Source organism: Streptococcus sp. HMSC072C09 (assembly GCF_001813105.1).
Classification (GTDB): Bacteria; Bacillota; Bacilli; order Lactobacillales; family Streptococcaceae; genus Streptococcus.
Map to the genome: position 1 here is coordinate 74,401 of NZ_KV811501.1, position 16,625 is coordinate 91,025.

Consider the following 16,625-nt stretch of genomic DNA (forward strand, 5'->3'; position numbering starts at 1 on the left):
TCCTATCTATCATTGACTGTATCATAACAAAATAAAAAGAACCTGTCGATCAAGAAAACTTCCTGATGACAGGTGCCTAATGTAAAATGGATTTCACTCAGATTTTTTATCATTCGGTGTGATAGTATCTAGAACTTGGTCGACTTTTTGTTCTCTTTCCAGGTCATGATCCGTTTGAATCATATCAATTTGATCTTGTAAATTTGTCTGCGGAATTTGTGGTTTGTATAGCGAGGCAAATCCTACTCCAATCACCAAGAGACTCGCTCCAAGAACGCAAAATCTTGTGATATGCCAAGACATCGGCAAGGGAATTTTTGCTCGAATCCCCGATTTCTTAACCCAATCCGGATGGTCTCGCATCACACGATTAGCTGCCATCAGAGGCATCAGGTAGCCAAAGAGCGCAATGACCGTTGTCAAGCCAATAACCCGAAAACGATTCTGATTGGACGGAGAAACATGATTCACTTCCATCAGGACCATGCCTGTAATCACCAAAATAATGACCAGTAATAAGCCAAAAGATCTCCATAGACCTTCCCTGCGGTAACATTTCAATTCATCAAACGACATCTCGTTAAAATTCTTATTCATTTTCCAATAACTCCTTGTGTTTTTTCAGGTATTGTTTGCCATACCATTCTTCTAGCGATTTTCCTTCGAACTCGCGGTATTCCTCTGAATATTTATTTCGATAGTAACCATATAGTGAATGGGGCAAAAGTAATATAAAATACATACCCAAAAATATCACATTCATTAGAAATATCATACCAATCACTGATACTACACCTATAATATCGGTTCTAACTTCTCCGATTTGTGGAAAAAAGAATTTTAAAACCATCCAAATTGCAACAATTCCTCCAGCAAATCCTGTAACTAATTGAATTTGTTTAGATTGAGAACCATTATCAGTTTGTTTTTCATATAATCGAGTTCGAATTGAAGATATTCTTTTTCGAATAATCATCCCATCAATGATTCCAATTAGAGAATAAATTACAAGTAAACCAGGAATGGTTAAAGTTCTCCCAAAAGCACTAATAAAGAATAAATTAACAAACAATGTCATCCAAATTATATACAAGTTTCCATTTAGAATGCTAACATATGGAACTTTTGCAGTGTATTGTTTTCTACAATTGACTTTACTTATGGCATACCACAAAAAACCGCACAAGAAAAATAACCAGAATGGTAAAAAATTGATGCCCCAAGTTTTCACAGTCATGCCATTCTGTGGATATGCAATATTTGAATCGGTTATTGCAGATAGTCCAAACAGGAACAAAATCCCCAAAAATGAAAATAGTTTCCTAGCAATACTAAATGGCTTTGTGTAGATTTTGCGACTATTTGTGTCCTTGACCATATAATCGATAAAGCCATCGTGACGCAAACGACGGCTTTCATAAAAATTAGCCTTAAAGATTGATTTCTTCATTCTTACCTTCCAAAAACTCCTTGTGTTTGTTCAGGCTCTTTCAATTAATCTCTATTTCGATTAGAGGATTTACAGATGACTGCCCTCATCCTCCAAGTATTGTTTAGCCTTTCGAACGATATAGAGTGACTCATCTTCTGAAATCAACTTACGAAAAAGCTCTTTCGCTCTATCCTTATCACCTTTAAGAGTAGCATTCAAGGCTTGGTAGTAGATAATTTCCAACTGTTGATACTTGAAGTCATTGCTTAAGTCTTCGAAATAGTCATTGCTTTGGTGGGCAATGGTTAAATCATAAAAAGCGAGACAGACCTTTTTAGTTTTCTCAGCTAAAGTCGGGTCTGTGATGGTCAATTCATTCAACCGACCCTCCAGTTCTTCTCTAGTCAAATCAGGATCTGTGAGAACAGTAGATCGCATGAGATAACTCTCAAAAAAGTTCTTATATTTCTGCGGACAATCCGTCTGACTGATTGCTTCTCTAGCTTCCTTTATAACAGTATCAAAATCTCCCATCATAAACGAATAGGCAACCGATGTCAGCTTAATATCTATCTGTAAAATGGGCTTTTTCACATTCTTGTTCAACTGAAGGTATTGCTGCCAAAAAGCTAAATCTAAGTCTACATGGAGCAAGGTGTTGCACTTGTTGGTGTAGCTTTTCTTGAGCAATTGGATGAATAAAATCAAGCATGCAATAACCAATAAAACGCCAGCAGTCTGAAGAAGAGTATCCCTGACCACTAATCCAATGCAAAAGATCAGAAGCATTGCTAACAAGCCTGCAGATCTAATATAGAGTCTATAGTTTTTGCGTAGAGTTTTATAATCCAATTTGTAGCCTCCTATTCATGATACGGTTTTTGAGGGAATTCGTTCATTTTCAAACAAATTAACATATCTCCCATCATACCGAATTTTCCATCTATACGCAACTTCCTTCTTAATTAGTGATTTATCAAATGTTATCGGTCTTGAAACAACCTCAGAAAATAGAGAATCCCGTCCAGATTTGAAAGTATCGCAAAATTAAGGTACAATAGAGAAAGACAACTATGTTGGAAAGGAAGAATATGAAAAAATTAATCGCACTACTATTATTTTCCGGCTTGGCTTTGACAGCTTGTTCGTCCAATAAGACAGACGCTAGCTCTTCAAGCGCAAGCAAAGAAAAGACAGAGCAGACAGCAACTTCTAGCTCTAGTGAAAAAGATCAAAAGAAAATTGAACAAGAACAAAAGAAATTAGAACAACTGCGCAAAGATTTTAACGATGCCATGACCAATGAAAATGCAGTTTTTCCACAGCTCTCAAATGAAGTGGCTGAAGACGAAGCAGAAGTTAAAATCACAACAACTGAAGGCGACATCACTGTCAAGCTCTTCCCTAAATATGCTCCACTTGCAGTTGAAAACTTCTTGACCCACGCAAAAGAAGGCTACTACAATGGCTTACTTTTCCACCGTGTCATTAACAACTTTATGATCCAAACTGGGGATCCTAAGGGAGATGGTACTGGTGGCGAATCCATCTGGAAGGGCAAAGACAAATCCAAAGATTCAGGTACTGGTTTTGAGAATGAGTATTCTCCATACCTTTACAACCTTCGTGGAGCCCTTGCCATGGCCAATTCTGGTCCAAATACCAATGGGAGTCAATTCTATATCAACCAAAATAAGGATGATATTTCAAGTAAACTCCCAACTGACCGCTTCCCAGCTAAGATCATCGATGCTTATAAAAATGGTGGAAATCCAACCCTCGATGGTGGTAACTACACTGTCTTTGGCCAAGTGATCGATGGCATGGATGTGGTCGATAAAATCGCCTCTGCCGAAACTGATGATAAGGACAAACCAAAAACAGACATAAAGATTGAAAAAATCGAGATCTTAAAAGACTATAATTTCAAGAAATAATGAAAAGAGAACCGAGAGGCTCTCTTTTTAAGATATTGATAAACATTTTACATAAAATTAGCTAATAGATTCATTGGTAAAAAAAAGAATTCTAATTATTTAAGTCATTCATCTACTGAAACTTTCCGCCGTGAGAAAAGTGCCTGAAACAGATTTGTTTCAGGCACACGGAATTATTGAGACCTTAGGCTCAATAATTAGTCATGGAACTTCCTGGATTGCTGAAATCATCCACTGGATATTTTCACCTAACCTCCGTACTCACCTAAGGAAAGTTTCTAAGAAGAATCTGAAAAGAGAACCATGCGGTTCTCTTTTTGTCTTTAAGTCAATTCATTAAAGTCCCAGATTTGGTCCATCCAGCCTTCATAGAAGTCTGGCTCGTGGCAAACCATGAGGATCGATCCCTTGTACTCTTTCAGAGCCCGTTTCAATTCATCTTTGGCATCCACATCCAAGTGGTTGGTCGGCTCGTCTAGTACCAAGACATTATTTTCACGATTCATCAAGAGACAGAAGCGTACCTTGGCTTGCTCTCCACCGGATAACACCTGGATTTGGCTCTCGATATGCTTGGTAGTCAAACCACAGCGAGCAAGGGCTGCACGGACTTCTGCTTGGTTGAGAGCTGGAAAGGCATTCCAAACTGCTTCAAGCGGGGTCTGACGATTGCCACCTTCGACCTCTTGCTCGAAGTAGCCAAGCTCTAGGTAGTCTCCACGCTCGACTTCACCAGCGATTGGTGGGATGATTCCCAGCAAGCTCTTCAAGAGAGTGGTTTTCCCGATCCCGTTGGCCCCGATGATGGCCACCTTTTGATTGCGCTCGAAGGTTAAGTTCAAAGGCTTGGTCAACGGACGGTCATAGCCAATCTGAAGATCTTTGGCTTGGAAGATAAAGCGTCCAGGAGTCCGGGCATTTTTAAATTCAAAGGAGGGTTTTGGTTTCTCACTTTGCAACTCAATGAGTTCCATCTTGTCCAGCTTCTTCTGACGAGACATGGCCATGTTCCGTGTAGCCACACGCGCCTTATTGCGGGCTACGAAATCTTTCAAATCAGCAATCTCTTTTTGCTGGCGCTCATAAGCCGCTTCCAATTGCGATTTCTTCATTTCATAGACTTCAAGGAATTGGTAGTAGTCTCCGGAATAGCGGGTTAACTGCTGATTTTCCACATGGTAGACGATGTTGATCACATCGTTCAAGAAAGGAATATCATGGGAAATGAGGACAAAGGCATTTTCATAATTTTGCAAGTAGCGTTTGAGCCAATCGATGTGCTCTGCATCCAAGTAGTTGGTTGGCTCGTCCAAGAGAAGGATATCTGGTTTCTCAAGTAAGAGTTTGGCCAAGAGGACCTTGGTCCGTTGCCCACCTGACAAGGAGGTCACATCCGTATCCATGCCAAAGTCCATGACCCCAAGAGCACGCGCCACTTCATCAATCTTGGCATCCAAGGTATAAAAATCACGACTTTCTAGACGCTCTTGGAGTTCTCCAACCTCTTCCATCAGAGCATCGACATCGGCTCCCTCTTCCGCCATGGCCATATAGAGGTCATTGATGCGAGCTTCAGCTGTGAACAACTCATCAAAAGCGGTCCGTAAGACATCGCGAACAGTTTGTCCTTCTTCTAAGACCGAATGCTGATCCAGGTAACCTGCCGTCACATACTTAGACCACTCCACCTTTCCTTCGTCAGGTTGCATTTTACCAGTCACGATGCTCATGAAGGTCGATTTCCCCTCACCATTGGCCCCGACAAGCCCGATATGCTCTCCCTTTAGCAAACGGAAGGACACATCCTCAAAAATCGCCCGGTCCCCAAAACCGTGACTCAAATTTTTCACTTCCAAAATACTCATGCTTGACTCTCTTTCATTGATTTCACTCGTATGATTATATCATCTTCACTACAAAATGAAAAGGGAGCCCAACTCCCTTTAGAATATATATAAATAAATTATAGTTACGCGATTTTGTCAAGAAATCAAAATAAGTTCTAACTTATGAATTTCATAAAGAATATACCGAAACTTTCCGCCGTGAGAAAAGCGCTTGAACTATTAAATTTCAAGCGCTCGGGAGTTTTGAGACCTCAGGCTCAAAACTAAGTCATGGAACTTCGTAGAAGTTCGCTGACGTCCGTACTCACCTAAGGAAAGTTTTTCAGAAGACGTTGTCTTCGATCTGAAAGGAGCCCAACTCCCTTTTCTTTTACAAACCTAAGTCTGCGTATGGTTTCCGGTAGCCCACTTGAACTACTTTTCCGTCTTTGACAAGCAGAGGCCGTTTGATCAGCATACCGTCTGAAGCAAGGAGATCCGCCGCTTCTTTCACTGTCAGTTGATCCACCTTATCTTTCAAACCGAGTTCTCGGTATTTCATTCCGCTAGTATTGAAGAAAGACTTGATCGGTAGGCCAGAAGCTGCCATCCAATCTTGCAATTCTTGGCTAGTCGGTGTTTCTGTGACAATGTTTTGGCTTTGAAACTCACATTGGAGACCGTCCAATTCTGATTTAGCCTTTCGACAAGTCGAACATTTTGGGTATTCAATAAAGGTATACATCGATTTTATTTCTCCTTCCAGGTAATTCCTTCATGGTGTAAGAGCCAGCGTTTGCGATCGAGTCCAGACGCGTAGCCCGTCAGTTGTCCATCTTTTCCCATCACACGGTGACAAGGGACTAAGATCGTCAAGGGATTACGTCCGACAGCCTGTCCCACGGCCTGGGCTGAACCACAAGAAAGATCCTGGGCCAGCTGGCCATAGGTCTTGGTCTCACCATATGGGATCTCTCGCAATAACTGCCACACCCGCTCTTGAAAGGCTGTCCCTTGCGGTACTAGTGGAAAGCTGATAGCGATTGGCTCCCCAGCAAAATAGTGATCCAACCACTCCTTCACCTTCTCATGGTAGGGATGGATCTGTTCCCGCGCCCCATAGGGATCAGGCGCCTCTTCTTTCGGATCATAAAAATCAAGCTCTACAAGGCCTTCTTCACTGACAATGATCGAAAGAAGCCCCATCGGGCTTTCATAAAATTGTTTAAGATAGAGAGTCATTGTAGGCTGCTTCTGCTCTTTGGTCCCAGCGGTCCTCTTCTGAGACCACTTGGAATAGACTCGTTTCTGCTTTTCGCTTGATCTTTTGATAAGCCAGACGGACTCCATCAATGGGGACCTTTCCACAATAATGGTAGCCCAATTTTTCAAGTAAATGCTGCATCACCACATTATCTGGGTGCGTATCGCAACGGAAATCTGGTCCTTTTTCCCCTTCGATTAAACCTTGAAGGAAGGTCTGCGCTACCCCTTTGCCAGCAGCTTCTTTGGCTACAGCGACTCGGTGAAAAGTGACATACATATAGTTGTCATGCTCCCACTTGCCATCGTAAATCTCATTATAGGCCGCTTCATTTCCCTTGTGGACGGCTGCATAGGCGACAACTTCCTGATCTTCAACTGCCACATAGCCACGACTTTCTAGAATATCTTCAAAAATGATCTCTTCATCTGGATAGCCATCCTGCCACTGGTCGACCTGTCTTTGAGCCAGGCTTTCCTTGGCATCTTGGATGATTTCCATAATTCGCTTAATCTCGTTGGGATAAGCCATTCTAATTTCCATCCTGCTTCCAACCTTTCCTAGTCTTGATGGTAACGAGCATAGAGCTCACTCTTTTGCAGGCCGTATTGTTTGGCGACCTGTTTAATTGCTTGATTTTTCTTCATGCCCTCTTGGACCAAGGTATCGATCTCTTGGATCAAGTCGACCTCTTCTAGGTCTAGCTCTTCTTCCTTGGCTCCTTCGACAATCAAGAGGCACTCCCCTTTGAGAGGATTTTCTTCAAGAAATGCGACTAACTCAGAAATACTGCCGCGAGTATATTCCTCATAGATCTTGGTTAATTCACGAACCAATACGACAGGACGATCCCCATAGACAGCCAACATATTCTCTAGGGTTGCCTTCACTCGATGGGGCGACTCATAAAAGATCTGAGTCTCAGGGTAGGCCACTTTTTCTTGGAAAAATGCCTTCTGTTGCCCCTCTTTGCGAGGCAGAAATCCATAAAAAATATGAGGTTGAGGGGCTAGGCCACTGGCAATCAAACCCGTTATACCTGCACTAGGACCAGGCACAGCTACGACAGGAATCTCGCGTTCAATCGCTGCCTTGACCAAATCATGACCAGGGTCAGAAATACTAGGGAGTCCTGCATCTGAGACTTGCGCCACATCCTTTCCGGATTCTAAATAGGCGATTAGATCTGGAATTTTCTCCATGGCATTGTGCTCATGAAAGCTAGTCTGGGGTGTCGCAATCTCAAAATGCTTGAGTAAGAGTCCTGTATTTCTAGTATCCTCAGCTGCGATCAAGTCCACATCCTTTAAGGTCTGGACCATGCGGTAACTCATATCCTCCCGATTACCGATCGGTGTTGGGACCAGGTAAAGCACCCCAGTTTTCTTTTCCCCTTTAAAACTTCGTTGGATCTGCATGCTTACTCCCTAAATAACAACTCGTCACAAAACATACACTCTTCATCGTTCTCACGGCGTTGACCGTAGGAATAAGTGCAGATATGAAAACCGTCATTGTAAATACGTTGCAAATTTTCACGACCATGGTGTTGGGACTTTGCGGATGAAGTCTTCTCAACTTCCCCCAAACGCTCTCTCAATTTATCATTTTCTAAGCGAAGAGCTGTATTTTCTTCGATGACTTGTTTCAAATTTTTCTTGATGGCTTCGACTTCAGCCAAGGTGACCAACAAATTCTGAGAAAAGCCGTCTAAAGCATCAAATAATTCTTTTTTATTCATTCTGACTCCTTAACTTTCTAAGCTCAACACCATATATTCTAGAGCATTTTGAAAAGAAACATTGGCCTTCCACATCCTGCGAGCATGACTCAATTTCTCAAGCAACTGCTGGGATCGACTTAAGCGCAACTGCTCTTCTAAAGCCAACTCCATCAAACGAAAGGCCTGGCTTTGTTTTTCCTTATCATCTGCTAAACTCACCAAGCGTGTCACTTCCAAATAGGCGCGATTCAAATTGGATTGACAACGTTCGATGAACTGATCACAAACTTTTGCCAGTTCAAAAAACGTAGCATTCTTTTTTTGTTGTTCTGCTTCTTCGAGACTAAAACTAAAACGAGCTACTAAATTTGCCTGTGACTTGATCAAGCCTTCTTTTTCTAGCAGTTCCGTTAGGTAGGCTTGCTTTTTAGGAAAATGAACCTGCTGGGCCCGACTCTTGATAGTCGGTAAGATTAAGTTTTCATCGGATGTCAACAAGAAGAGATAGATCTCACTCTGGGGCTCTTCCATGACTTTTAAGAGAGAGTTGGCCGCATTGGTATGCATCTTATCCGCATCTTGGACGATAAAGACCTGCCGACTTCCTTCAAATCCTGATTGAGAAAAATCTTGAACCAGCGAACGAATGCGGTCCGTCTTAATGATCTGGTTGACTGGACGCACGATCTTTACGTCTGAGAATTCTTCTTCAGCAATCAAGCGGCAGGAACGGCATTTGCCACAAGGCCAGACTCCCTGCAAATCTTCGCAAAATTGACTTTGAGCTAGCAAGAGGGCCATCTCAAAACTGGCAAAAGAACCCGTAAAGAGATAAGCATGACTGAGCTGTTTGTGTTCTAAGATCTGGGTGAAACGCTCCACCAATTCTGGCTGGAGCTGTTGGATCTCTTCTAGCTTCATTTCAATATCCCCAAGCGATTTTCTAAAACAGCCAAGACATCCGCAAAGACTGCTTCAAAGGATTGACTGGCATCGATTTTCACAATGCGCTCTGGTTCCTTTTCATACAAGGCTAAATAACCCTGTCTGACTTTTTGGTGAAGCTCCAATCCTTCCAAATCCAAACGATTGACTTCCCGCTCTTGGTTTTTCGCAATTCGAGCGAGCCCTTCTTCGACATCCAGATCAAAGTAAAGGGTGAGATCTGGTTTAAGACCATCTGTCGCGAATTGATTGAGCCACTCGATATCTTCCACACTCAGACCGCGACCATACCCTTGATAAGCGACCGAGCTATCAATAAAGCGGTCCATCAAGACAATCTTCCCAGCTGCAAGGGCTGGCAAGACACGTTCCACCAAATGCTGCCGGCGACTAGCAATATAGAGCAACAACTCGGTCTTGGCATCCATACGAGTATGGTCTGGATCTAAAATGACTTGGCGGATCTTTTCTGCAATGTCTACACCGCCTGGTTCACGGGTTGTAATAAAAGGAATTCCTTTTTCTTCAAGTAGAGGCAAAACGGCTTCTAGGACCGATGATTTTCCCGCTCCTTCTGGACCTTCAAATGAAATTAATGTACCGTTTACCATAGTATCCTCTTTCTAGTTTTCTTCTTTTTATTTTACCAAAAATAAGGGTAAAAATCTTGTATTTTAGGAGAGAAAATTTTTCAAAGTCATTTTCATTTTTTCACTTTTTTGTTACAATGTTCTTATAAAGTTTTAGGAGACAACCTATCATGTTTAAATTTAAAGATATTCTGGCTATCATCTTGGGGGCCGGCATTTTTTCGTTTGGGATCTATTTTTTAGTCATTCCCTTTCACTTCTATGAAGGAGGAGCGACAGGGATTACCTTGATCACCTATTACCTCTTCAAAATCCCCGTTTCCCTGATGAACTTGCTGATCAATATCCCTCTCTTCGTTCTGGCTTGGAAACTGCTGGGCAAGAAATCTCTTTATCTGAGCTTACTGGGGACTTTCTCGGTTTCGGCATGGATGGCAATTTTTGAAGCTATGCCCCTCAGCCACCACTACCATCACTTTATCTTTACAGCCTTTAAAGGAGATATTCTGCTTGCCTGTATCGCCTCAGGGGTTGTCCTTGGTTTAGGGCTAGGGATCATCTTCAATGCTGGGGGAACTACGGGAGGAACTGATATCCTCGCTCGCATCTTTAACAAATACACTTCCCTCACCATGGGAAAACTCATGTTGATTGTAGATGCCATTGTTCTGATAACTGTTGTCGTAGTCTTCCAAGATGTCCGCACAGCTATGTATACCCTCTTCTTTATCCTGATTGACACCCTTGTGATCGACTTGATTGGAGAAGGTGGTTTTGCTGGAAAAGGCTTCCTTATCGTTACCTCTAAACCAGAAGAAATTGCCAAAAAGGTTTCTGACGATCTGGGTCGCGGGATTACCTTTATTCGCGGGATGGGCTATTACAGCCGTAAGGACCTGGATATCGTCTACTGTGTCGTTTCACGGAATGAGATGAAACAAATGAAAGACATCATCAATCAGATCGATCCATTCGCCTTCATCACCATTTCTGAAGCCCATGAAATTCTCGGCGAAGGCTTTACTTTAGATAAAGAAAAACAACCCATTACCCGTTAATAGAAAAAATAAGGCTAGATTCTCATCTAGCTTTGTTTTTCTATTTACGATTTTCCTTAGGTGAGTACGGACGTTAGGTGAAATTATCCAGTGGATGATTTCAGCAATCCAGGAAGTTCCATGACTAAATCAAGATACAAAGGGCGCCTGCGGATAAAGTCAAAATAGGAAGTTTGACGAAGAATCTTTAGATTCTAGGAAGACTTATCTTTTTGACACAATCCGCAACCTGTGTTCAATTTGTATTGAGCCCCTTCGCTTTTTAATTTCTAAGCTCAGGCTAAAACAGTTCCCCAAACTGTTTTACTCTCAAAAATTCCGAGAGCATGAAACAAGTATGTTTCATGCTCTTTTCTCACGGCGGAAAATCTTAGAATACACGTCATGATTAATAAAATCATAATTATTTTTATAGAATTTATTAGGTTACCTTATACAAAAATCAGACTGGATTGTCATCCAGCCTGATTTTTTTATTAAATAGCTTTTGCGGTTGTTCGAGTGATTTCATCGACTTTCAAACCGTTGGCTTCAAATTTACTACGGATTCCTTCTAGATCTGTCACCCCATCAATTTGGACTTCGATAACCACACGATCGTCTTTTGTTGGGATATTGACTGTATTTGCGATGTTATACCCTTCTTCTACAATCAAGTGAATGATTTGTTCTAGAACGCCAACCTTATCTTCTGTCACAAAGCGAACACGAACTCCTTCTTCTCCATAACCGGATACTTCAAGGAAAGCACGGAAAATATCACGGTCTGTGATGACACCGGATACTTGGTCATTGTCCACGACTGGAAGAATTCCCACCTTGTTCTTATACATGAGGTAGGTCGCATCTTCTAAGCTCGCAAATTTAGAGACGGTAATGACATCGCGAAGCATGACATCTTTAACCTTAGTCTTGTTCAACAGATAGTTCATCTCGAAAATAGACAAGCTTGTTGCTTTAGATGGACTTGCTTCTGCAATCGTACCTTCTGTCACCAACCCAACCAATTTATCGTTTTCAATGACTGGCAAACGGTGCAAACCTTGTTCGCGCATCAAATCTGCCGCGTGGGCAATTGTCGTATCTGGACTAATGTAAACCACTTTACGTGTCATAAAATCTTTAACAGCCATAACAAGTTCTCCTATGCTTTTATTAGTTTTATTATACTTGATTTTAAGAATGATTTCAAACGCTTTCAGCAGTTTTCTCTTGTTTTCAAAATTTAGAAAAATCAAACAAGAAAGATAAAAAAAGAAAGGTCTTCAGGACCTTTCTTTTTAATATTCTAGTGAACTTTAGAAATCTTATCCACCAAGGTAGGCCTTGCGGACTTCTTCTGAGGCTAAGAGTTCTTTTCCTGTTCCGGTAAGAACGACTTTCCCTGTTTCCAAAACATAACCGCGGTCTGCGATGGCAAGAGCCTTGTTGGCATTTTGCTCGATCAAGAGAACCGTTGTCCCTTGTTTTTGGATATCTTGGATGATATCAAAGATTTCTTGGATAAAGATTGGAGCCAATCCCATAGAAGGTTCATCCAGAAGCAAGAGTTTTGGCGTTGACATAAGTGCACGACCCATTGCTAGCATTTGTTGTTCCCCACCAGATAGGGTTGCTGCATCTTGGTTCTTCCGTTCTTCCAAACGTGGGAAACGGGAGAAGACTTTCTTCAAGTTAGCTTGATTTTCTTCTCGATCTTTCTTCAAGAAAGCTCCCATCTCCAAGTTTTCCATAACAGTTAAGCCTGGAAAGACGTGGCGGCCTTCTGGAACTTGAGAGAGTCCTGCTGCTACAATCTTTTGAGCCGGAACCTTTTGAATCTCCTGACCCAAAAACTCAATTTTTCCAGCACTTGGACGCACCAAACCTGAAATGGTACGAAGAATAGATGTTTTCCCAGCACCGTTAGCACCGATAAGAGAAACAACTTCCCCTTCGTTTACCTCGAAACTGACATCACGGACAGCCTGGATCATGCCATAGTGTACAGAAAGATTTTCAACTTTTAACATAGACATTAGGCTTCACCTCCTAGATAGGCTTCGATTACGCGTTTGTTGGTCTTGATTTCATCTGGCGTACCATGGGCAATCAAGCGACCATATTCCAATACATAAATCCGTTCTGTTACTTCCATGACCAAGCTCATATCGTGCTCGATCAGCATGATCGTAATATTAAATTCTTTTTGAATGCGACGGATCAATTGGGTCAATTCTGCTGTTTCTTGAGGGTTCATCCCTGCAGCAGGTTCATCCAAGAAGAGGATTTTTGGCTCTGTCGCAAGGGCACGAACGATCTCCAAGTGACGTTGTTGTCCGTAAGCTAAGTTTTTGGCCAAGGTATCTGCTTCTTTTTCCAAACCAAAAATCGCTAACAATTCAAGGGCTTTCGCTTTCAAAGCTTCTTCATTCTTGTAATAGCTTGGCAAGCGGAAAAGACTCGCAAAGACATGTGGTTTGTGGTGATTAGCAAAGGCAATCAAAACATTGTCCAAAACGCTCAAATCTTTAAAGAGACGAATATTTTGGAAAGTCCGTCCCAGACCACCTGCAGCGATTTTATAGGGTGCTTTACCATTTAGCAGCTGACCATCTAAGGTAATGGTTCCTTCACTTGGTTCATATACCCCTGTTAGGAGGTTGAAGAGGGTTGTTTTACCGGCACCGTTTGGTCCGATCAATCCAACCAATTCCCCTTCATTGAGTTCCATGGTCACATCACCAACGGCTGTCAAACCACCAAAGTTTTTTGTTAAATTTTTTACTTCAAGAAGTGCCATTAGTTAGCCTCCTTTTTTGAGAGTAGTTTTTTCAAGCTGAATTCCCATGTTCCAAGAAGACCACCTGGACGGAAGATCATCACGAGAATCAAAGCCAATGAGTAAATGATCATACGGACACTTGAGAAGTCTTGAAGCACCATGTTCAAGATACCCAAGACGATGGCTGCCACAACTGTTCCGGACATTGATCCCAAACCACCAAACACGACAATGATCAAGACATTAATAGTATTGGTGAAAGAGTAGTCTTTAGGAACAACAGAGCCGATAAAGCCGGCTTGGAGAGATCCAGCAATCGCCGCTGTGATCGCACCAAATACAAAGGCGATGACTTTGACTTTGGTCGTATTGATCCCAACAGATTCTGCCGCGATTTCATCTTCACGAACAGAAAGGGTAGAGCGTCCAATTGGACTGCGTAAGAAGTTAATCGTAAAGATCGTTGTAATGACAACAAAGAGGTAAACCAATTGCCAAGTTGTAAAGGCTGGCAAACCAAGGATCCCAGCAGCACCATTTGTTAGAGTACCACCATTGACGATCAAGATCCGGATGATTTCAGAAACCCCAAGTGTCGCAATCGCGAGGTAGTCCCCTTTCAAACGAAGGGTTGGAACCCCAACGATCAAGGCAACGACACCAGCAATCAAAGCCCCTAAAACCATCGCGCCAAAGAAAGCCCCGTAGGTTGGTGATTTGGAACCGAGAATGGCTGCAGAGTAGGCACCAATCGCCATAAATCCGGCATGTCCGAGTGAGAATTGACCTGAGAAACCAACAATGAGGTTCAAGCCAACTGCAAGGATAATATTGATTCCGATTTGTTCTAAAATTTGGATATAGAAGAGGTTGAGCACACCCGCTGCAACCAAGACTTGGATCAAGGCAAAACCTGCGACCAAAAGACCAAGCCAGACTAAATTCACTTTTAAATTTTGTTTCATGGCTTACACCTTCTCTTTCACATTTTTACCGAGGATACCTGCTGGACGGATGAGCAAGATCACAATCAAGATGGCATACACAATGGCATCACGGAAGTCTGAAAGACCGATCGCTGTAGCGAAGGTTTCTAACAAACCGATAACAAATCCACCTAGGGCAGCACCTGGAATGATTCCGATTCCCCCAAGAACGGCTGCGACAAAGGCTTTGATCCCTGGTGTCATCCCCATCAAAGGCTCGATCGAGTTGTAATACAAACCAATCAAGACACCACCAGCACCTGCCAAAGCTGATCCCAAAGCAAAGGTAAAGCTGATCGTACGGTTTACGTTAATCCCCATCAATTGAGCGGCATCACTATCAACAGATACAGCCCGCATGGCTTTCCCCATCTTTGTTTTTTGAATAATAAATTGAAGAGCGACCATCAAGAAAACAGACACTCCCAAGATCATCAACTGAATATTGGAGATTGAAATAGGACCAAAGTTGTAACGAACTGTTTTAATCACTTGCGGGAAGGAACGGGTATTGGCACCGACGAAGAAGACCATCCCATATTCGAGCAAGAAGGAAACCCCGATGGCTGTGATCAAGGCAGCAATCCGAGTCGAATGACGAAGCGGACGATAAGCCAGGTATTCAATTACAACCCCTAAAATAGCTGTCCCAACCATGGCTAGGAGCAAGGCTACAAAGAAGTTTACTTTCCACGAGTTCAATAAGAAATATCCCATAAAGGCACCTACCATGTAGATATCCCCATGGGCAAAGTTGATCAATTTGATAATTCCATACACCATAGTATAACCAAGGGCCAAGAGTGCATAGACACTTCCCAAGATTAGACCGTTCACTAATTGCTGGAGCATTTGAACCATCCTTTCTAACAATAAAGAGCGAGGCCAGGAATTTTCATTCTCCCAGCCTCTTGTACAAACAACAAATGATAATTATGGTTTAACAGACTCAACTGATTTGACTTTACCATCTTTCAAGCCAATCATAAGAGCTGATTTAACCGGGTTGTGGTTCTTGTCAATTGACATTGTACCAGTCACACCTTCCAAGTCTTTCAACTTCGCAAGGTTATCTTTCAATTCGACAGAGTTCTTAGCACCTTTAGATGCTTCTGCAACCATGTAAACTGAATCATAAGCCAAAGCTGCGAACATTGAAGGTTCTTCATTGTATTTCGCTTTGTATGCTTCTACGAATTTCTTGGCTTTATCAGTCATTTCACCTTCAGTAGAGAATCCAGCTACGTAGTAGATATCTGTAGCTGCAGCAGGTGTTGCTTGTTCAACGAACTTAGCATCGCTAAATCCATCCCCACCAATGATTGGTTGTTTGATTCCCATACCACGCGCTTGGTTTACGATCTTACCAGTTTCAGTGTAGTAACCTGGAAGAACAATCGCATCGAAGTCTTTATCTTTGATTTTTGTAAGGGCAGCTTGGAAGTCTGTATCCTTAGATTGGAATGTTTCTGTTGCTACGATTTCACCTTTGTAAGATTTCTTGAAGGCTTCAGCAATCCCTTTAGCATAGTCAGATGAGTTATCGTAGTAAAGAACGACTTTCTTCGCTTTCAAGTTATCCGTTGTGTATTTAGCAATGATTTTTCCTTGGAAGCTATCGATGAAGGTTGCACGGAAAAGGTAATCTTGACCTTTTGTCAAATCATCTTGAGTTGCAGATGGTGTAACCAATGGCACACCTGCTTTACCAGCATTGGCAACGGCTGCTGCAGTAGCCCCTGAAGTTGCAGGTCCTACAAGAGCGTTCACTTTTGATTGGGTCACAAGGTTTGTTGTAATAGTAGCTGCTTCAGCTGTTTCAGATTTGTTATCTTTATCTGTGACAACGATCTTCTTACCGTCAGCTCCACCCTTAGCGTTGATTTCATCAACGGCTAATTGAGCACCTTTTTGTTCAGCGCTACCGTAGGCTGCTACTTCACCAGTTTTTTCAAAGTTAAAACCGACTTTTAGTTCTTTGCCGATTTCGTTACCAGTTGTGTTTGAACCTGAAGTAGAAACTTCACCACAAGCAGCAAGAAGAGCGACACTTGCAATGGTTAAAAATGAAAGAGCAAATTTTTTCTTCATTTGTAATGA

At 42.2% G+C, this 16,625-nt stretch carries 19 protein-coding genes; 2 read left to right on the forward strand and 17 right to left on the reverse strand.

Translation table 11 applies throughout. The features are described 5' to 3' along the window. Positions 1-93: 93 nt before the first annotated feature. The 3 genes from HMPREF2893_RS06135 to HMPREF2893_RS06145 all read right to left on the reverse strand — a co-directional run bounded on the left by HMPREF2893_RS06135 (position 94) and on the right by HMPREF2893_RS06145 (position 2,284). Complete coding sequence (locus tag HMPREF2893_RS06135) at positions 94-597, reverse strand: hypothetical protein (protein ID WP_070675037.1); 504 nt, start codon at positions 595-597, stop codon at positions 94-96. Beyond that, positions 590-1,450: a hypothetical protein gene (locus tag HMPREF2893_RS06140; RefSeq protein ID WP_070675039.1), complete on the reverse strand. Its 861-nt coding sequence runs from the start codon at positions 1,448-1,450 to the stop codon at positions 590-592. The genes HMPREF2893_RS06135 and HMPREF2893_RS06140 overlap by 8 nt, the downstream gene beginning before the upstream one ends. A gap of 69 nt (positions 1,451-1,519) precedes the next feature. Beyond that, positions 1,520-2,284: a hypothetical protein gene (locus tag HMPREF2893_RS06145; protein ID WP_070675040.1), complete on the reverse strand. Its 765-nt coding sequence runs from the start codon at positions 2,282-2,284 to the stop codon at positions 1,520-1,522. Between the two features lie 239 nt (positions 2,285-2,523). On the opposite strand from HMPREF2893_RS06145, the gene HMPREF2893_RS06150 reads away from it, so the two are divergent. Beyond that, positions 2,524-3,369, forward strand: a complete 846-nt coding sequence (locus tag HMPREF2893_RS06150) for a peptidylprolyl isomerase (protein WP_070675041.1) — start codon at positions 2,524-2,526, stop codon at positions 3,367-3,369. Between the two features lie 323 nt (positions 3,370-3,692). Here HMPREF2893_RS06150 and HMPREF2893_RS06155 read toward each other — a convergent pair whose 3' ends face one another. From HMPREF2893_RS06155 to tmk, 8 genes are all read right to left on the reverse strand, one after another. Next, positions 3,693-5,234, reverse strand: coding sequence for an ABC-F family ATP-binding cassette domain-containing protein (locus HMPREF2893_RS06155; RefSeq protein ID WP_049488524.1), 1,542 nt, complete (start codon positions 5,232-5,234; stop codon positions 3,693-3,695). A 352-nt stretch (positions 5,235-5,586) separates the two neighbouring features. Further along, positions 5,587-5,940, reverse strand: coding sequence for an arsenate reductase family protein (locus HMPREF2893_RS06160; protein ID WP_003013024.1), 354 nt, complete (start codon positions 5,938-5,940; stop codon positions 5,587-5,589). 5 nt (positions 5,941-5,945) lie between these two features. Continuing rightward, positions 5,946-6,437, reverse strand: a complete 492-nt coding sequence (locus HMPREF2893_RS06165) for a methylated-DNA--[protein]-cysteine S-methyltransferase (protein WP_049506481.1) — start codon at positions 6,435-6,437, stop codon at positions 5,946-5,948. Then, positions 6,421-7,002 (reverse strand): GNAT family N-acetyltransferase, encoded by a 582-nt coding sequence (locus HMPREF2893_RS06170; RefSeq protein WP_070675042.1) that lies wholly within the window; start codon positions 7,000-7,002, stop codon positions 6,421-6,423. The genes HMPREF2893_RS06165 and HMPREF2893_RS06170 overlap by 17 nt, the downstream gene beginning before the upstream one ends. A gap of 17 nt (positions 7,003-7,019) precedes the next feature. Next, positions 7,020-7,877, reverse strand: a complete 858-nt coding sequence (rsmI, locus tag HMPREF2893_RS06175; protein ID WP_013903955.1) for a 16S rRNA (cytidine(1402)-2'-O)-methyltransferase — start codon at positions 7,875-7,877, stop codon at positions 7,020-7,022. A gap of 2 nt (positions 7,878-7,879) precedes the next feature. Beyond that, a complete protein-coding gene (gene yabA / locus HMPREF2893_RS06180) occupies positions 7,880-8,200 on the reverse strand; it encodes a DNA replication initiation control protein YabA (protein WP_003005416.1) in 321 nt (106 codons plus the stop codon). A gap of 9 nt (positions 8,201-8,209) precedes the next feature. Beyond that, a complete protein-coding gene (locus tag HMPREF2893_RS06185) occupies positions 8,210-9,103 on the reverse strand; it encodes a DNA polymerase III subunit delta' (RefSeq protein ID WP_070675047.1) in 894 nt (297 codons plus the stop codon). Next, positions 9,100-9,738, reverse strand: coding sequence for a dTMP kinase (gene tmk, locus HMPREF2893_RS06190; RefSeq protein WP_021153665.1), 639 nt, complete (start codon positions 9,736-9,738; stop codon positions 9,100-9,102). Before tmk ends, HMPREF2893_RS06185 begins: the two co-directional genes overlap by 4 nt. A gap of 149 nt (positions 9,739-9,887) precedes the next feature. Between tmk and HMPREF2893_RS06195 the strand changes: the two genes are divergently transcribed. Continuing rightward, a complete protein-coding gene (locus tag HMPREF2893_RS06195) occupies positions 9,888-10,775 on the forward strand; it encodes a YitT family protein (protein ID WP_070675049.1) in 888 nt (295 codons plus the stop codon). Positions 10,776-11,251: 476 nt separating this feature from the next. On the opposite strand, the gene HMPREF2893_RS06200 is transcribed toward HMPREF2893_RS06195, so the two are convergent. The 6 genes from HMPREF2893_RS06200 to HMPREF2893_RS06225 all read right to left on the reverse strand — a co-directional run bounded on the left by HMPREF2893_RS06200 (position 11,252) and on the right by HMPREF2893_RS06225 (position 16,616). Continuing rightward, positions 11,252-11,908, reverse strand: coding sequence for a CBS domain-containing protein (locus HMPREF2893_RS06200; protein ID WP_003005183.1), 657 nt, complete (start codon positions 11,906-11,908; stop codon positions 11,252-11,254). Positions 11,909-12,082: 174 nt separating this feature from the next. Further along, complete coding sequence (locus HMPREF2893_RS06205; RefSeq protein ID WP_003005434.1) at positions 12,083-12,793, reverse strand: ABC transporter ATP-binding protein; 711 nt, start codon at positions 12,791-12,793, stop codon at positions 12,083-12,085. After that, a complete protein-coding gene (locus HMPREF2893_RS06210) occupies positions 12,793-13,557 on the reverse strand; it encodes an ABC transporter ATP-binding protein (protein ID WP_003005595.1) in 765 nt (254 codons plus the stop codon). Before HMPREF2893_RS06210 ends, HMPREF2893_RS06205 begins: the two co-directional genes overlap by 1 nt. After that, positions 13,557-14,504, reverse strand: coding sequence for a branched-chain amino acid ABC transporter permease (locus HMPREF2893_RS06215; RefSeq protein ID WP_003008278.1), 948 nt, complete (start codon positions 14,502-14,504; stop codon positions 13,557-13,559). The genes HMPREF2893_RS06210 and HMPREF2893_RS06215 overlap by 1 nt, the downstream gene beginning before the upstream one ends. Before the next feature lie 3 nt (positions 14,505-14,507). Next, on the reverse strand, positions 14,508-15,377 hold the full coding sequence (locus HMPREF2893_RS06220) for a branched-chain amino acid ABC transporter permease (RefSeq protein ID WP_021153669.1): 870 nt from the start codon (positions 15,375-15,377) through the stop codon (positions 14,508-14,510). Between the two features lie 81 nt (positions 15,378-15,458). Further along, entirely contained in the window at positions 15,459-16,616 is a 1,158-nt protein-coding gene (locus tag HMPREF2893_RS06225; protein ID WP_049506475.1) for an ABC transporter substrate-binding protein, read from the reverse strand. Positions 16,617-16,625: the final 9 nt, after the last annotated feature.

Bases quoted from the DNA above. Each gene is read 5' to 3' on its own strand.
- HMPREF2893_RS06135 (WP_070675037.1), bottom strand. From the start codon at position 597: ATGAATAAGAATTTTAACGAGATGTCGTTTGATGAATTGAAATGTTAC.
- HMPREF2893_RS06140 (WP_070675039.1), bottom strand. From the start codon at position 1,450: ATGAAGAAATCAATCTTTAAGGCTAATTTTTATGAAAGCCGTCGTTTG.
- HMPREF2893_RS06150 (WP_070675041.1), top strand. From the start codon at position 2,524: ATGAAAAAATTAATCGCACTACTATTATTTTCCGGCTTGGCTTTGACA.
- HMPREF2893_RS06155 (WP_049488524.1), bottom strand. From the start codon at position 5,234: ATGAGTATTTTGGAAGTGAAAAATTTGAGTCACGGTTTTGGGGACCGG.
- HMPREF2893_RS06160 (WP_003013024.1), bottom strand. From the start codon at position 5,940: ATGTATACCTTTATTGAATACCCAAAATGTTCGACTTGTCGAAAGGCT.
- HMPREF2893_RS06165 (WP_049506481.1), bottom strand. From the start codon at position 6,437: ATGACTCTCTATCTTAAACAATTTTATGAAAGCCCGATGGGGCTTCTT.
- HMPREF2893_RS06170 (WP_070675042.1), bottom strand. From the start codon at position 7,002: ATGGAAATTAGAATGGCTTATCCCAACGAGATTAAGCGAATTATGGAA.
- rsmI (WP_013903955.1), bottom strand. From the start codon at position 7,877: ATGCAGATCCAACGAAGTTTTAAAGGGGAAAAGAAAACTGGGGTGCTT.
- yabA (WP_003005416.1), bottom strand. From the start codon at position 8,200: ATGAATAAAAAAGAATTATTTGATGCTTTAGACGGCTTTTCTCAGAAT.
- HMPREF2893_RS06185 (WP_070675047.1), bottom strand. From the start codon at position 9,103: ATGAAGCTAGAAGAGATCCAACAGCTCCAGCCAGAATTGGTGGAGCGT.
- tmk (WP_021153665.1), bottom strand. From the start codon at position 9,738: ATGGTAAACGGTACATTAATTTCATTTGAAGGTCCAGAAGGAGCGGGA.
- HMPREF2893_RS06195 (WP_070675049.1), top strand. From the start codon at position 9,888: ATGTTTAAATTTAAAGATATTCTGGCTATCATCTTGGGGGCCGGCATT.
- HMPREF2893_RS06200 (WP_003005183.1), bottom strand. From the start codon at position 11,908: ATGGCTGTTAAAGATTTTATGACACGTAAAGTGGTTTACATTAGTCCA.
- HMPREF2893_RS06205 (WP_003005434.1), bottom strand. From the start codon at position 12,793: ATGTCTATGTTAAAAGTTGAAAATCTTTCTGTACACTATGGCATGATC.
- HMPREF2893_RS06210 (WP_003005595.1), bottom strand. From the start codon at position 13,557: ATGGCACTTCTTGAAGTAAAAAATTTAACAAAAAACTTTGGTGGTTTG.
- HMPREF2893_RS06215 (WP_003008278.1), bottom strand. From the start codon at position 14,504: ATGAAACAAAATTTAAAAGTGAATTTAGTCTGGCTTGGTCTTTTGGTC.
- HMPREF2893_RS06220 (WP_021153669.1), bottom strand. From the start codon at position 15,377: ATGCTCCAGCAATTAGTGAACGGTCTAATCTTGGGAAGTGTCTATGCA.
- HMPREF2893_RS06225 (WP_049506475.1), bottom strand. From the start codon at position 16,616: ATGAAGAAAAAATTTGCTCTTTCATTTTTAACCATTGCAAGTGTCGCT.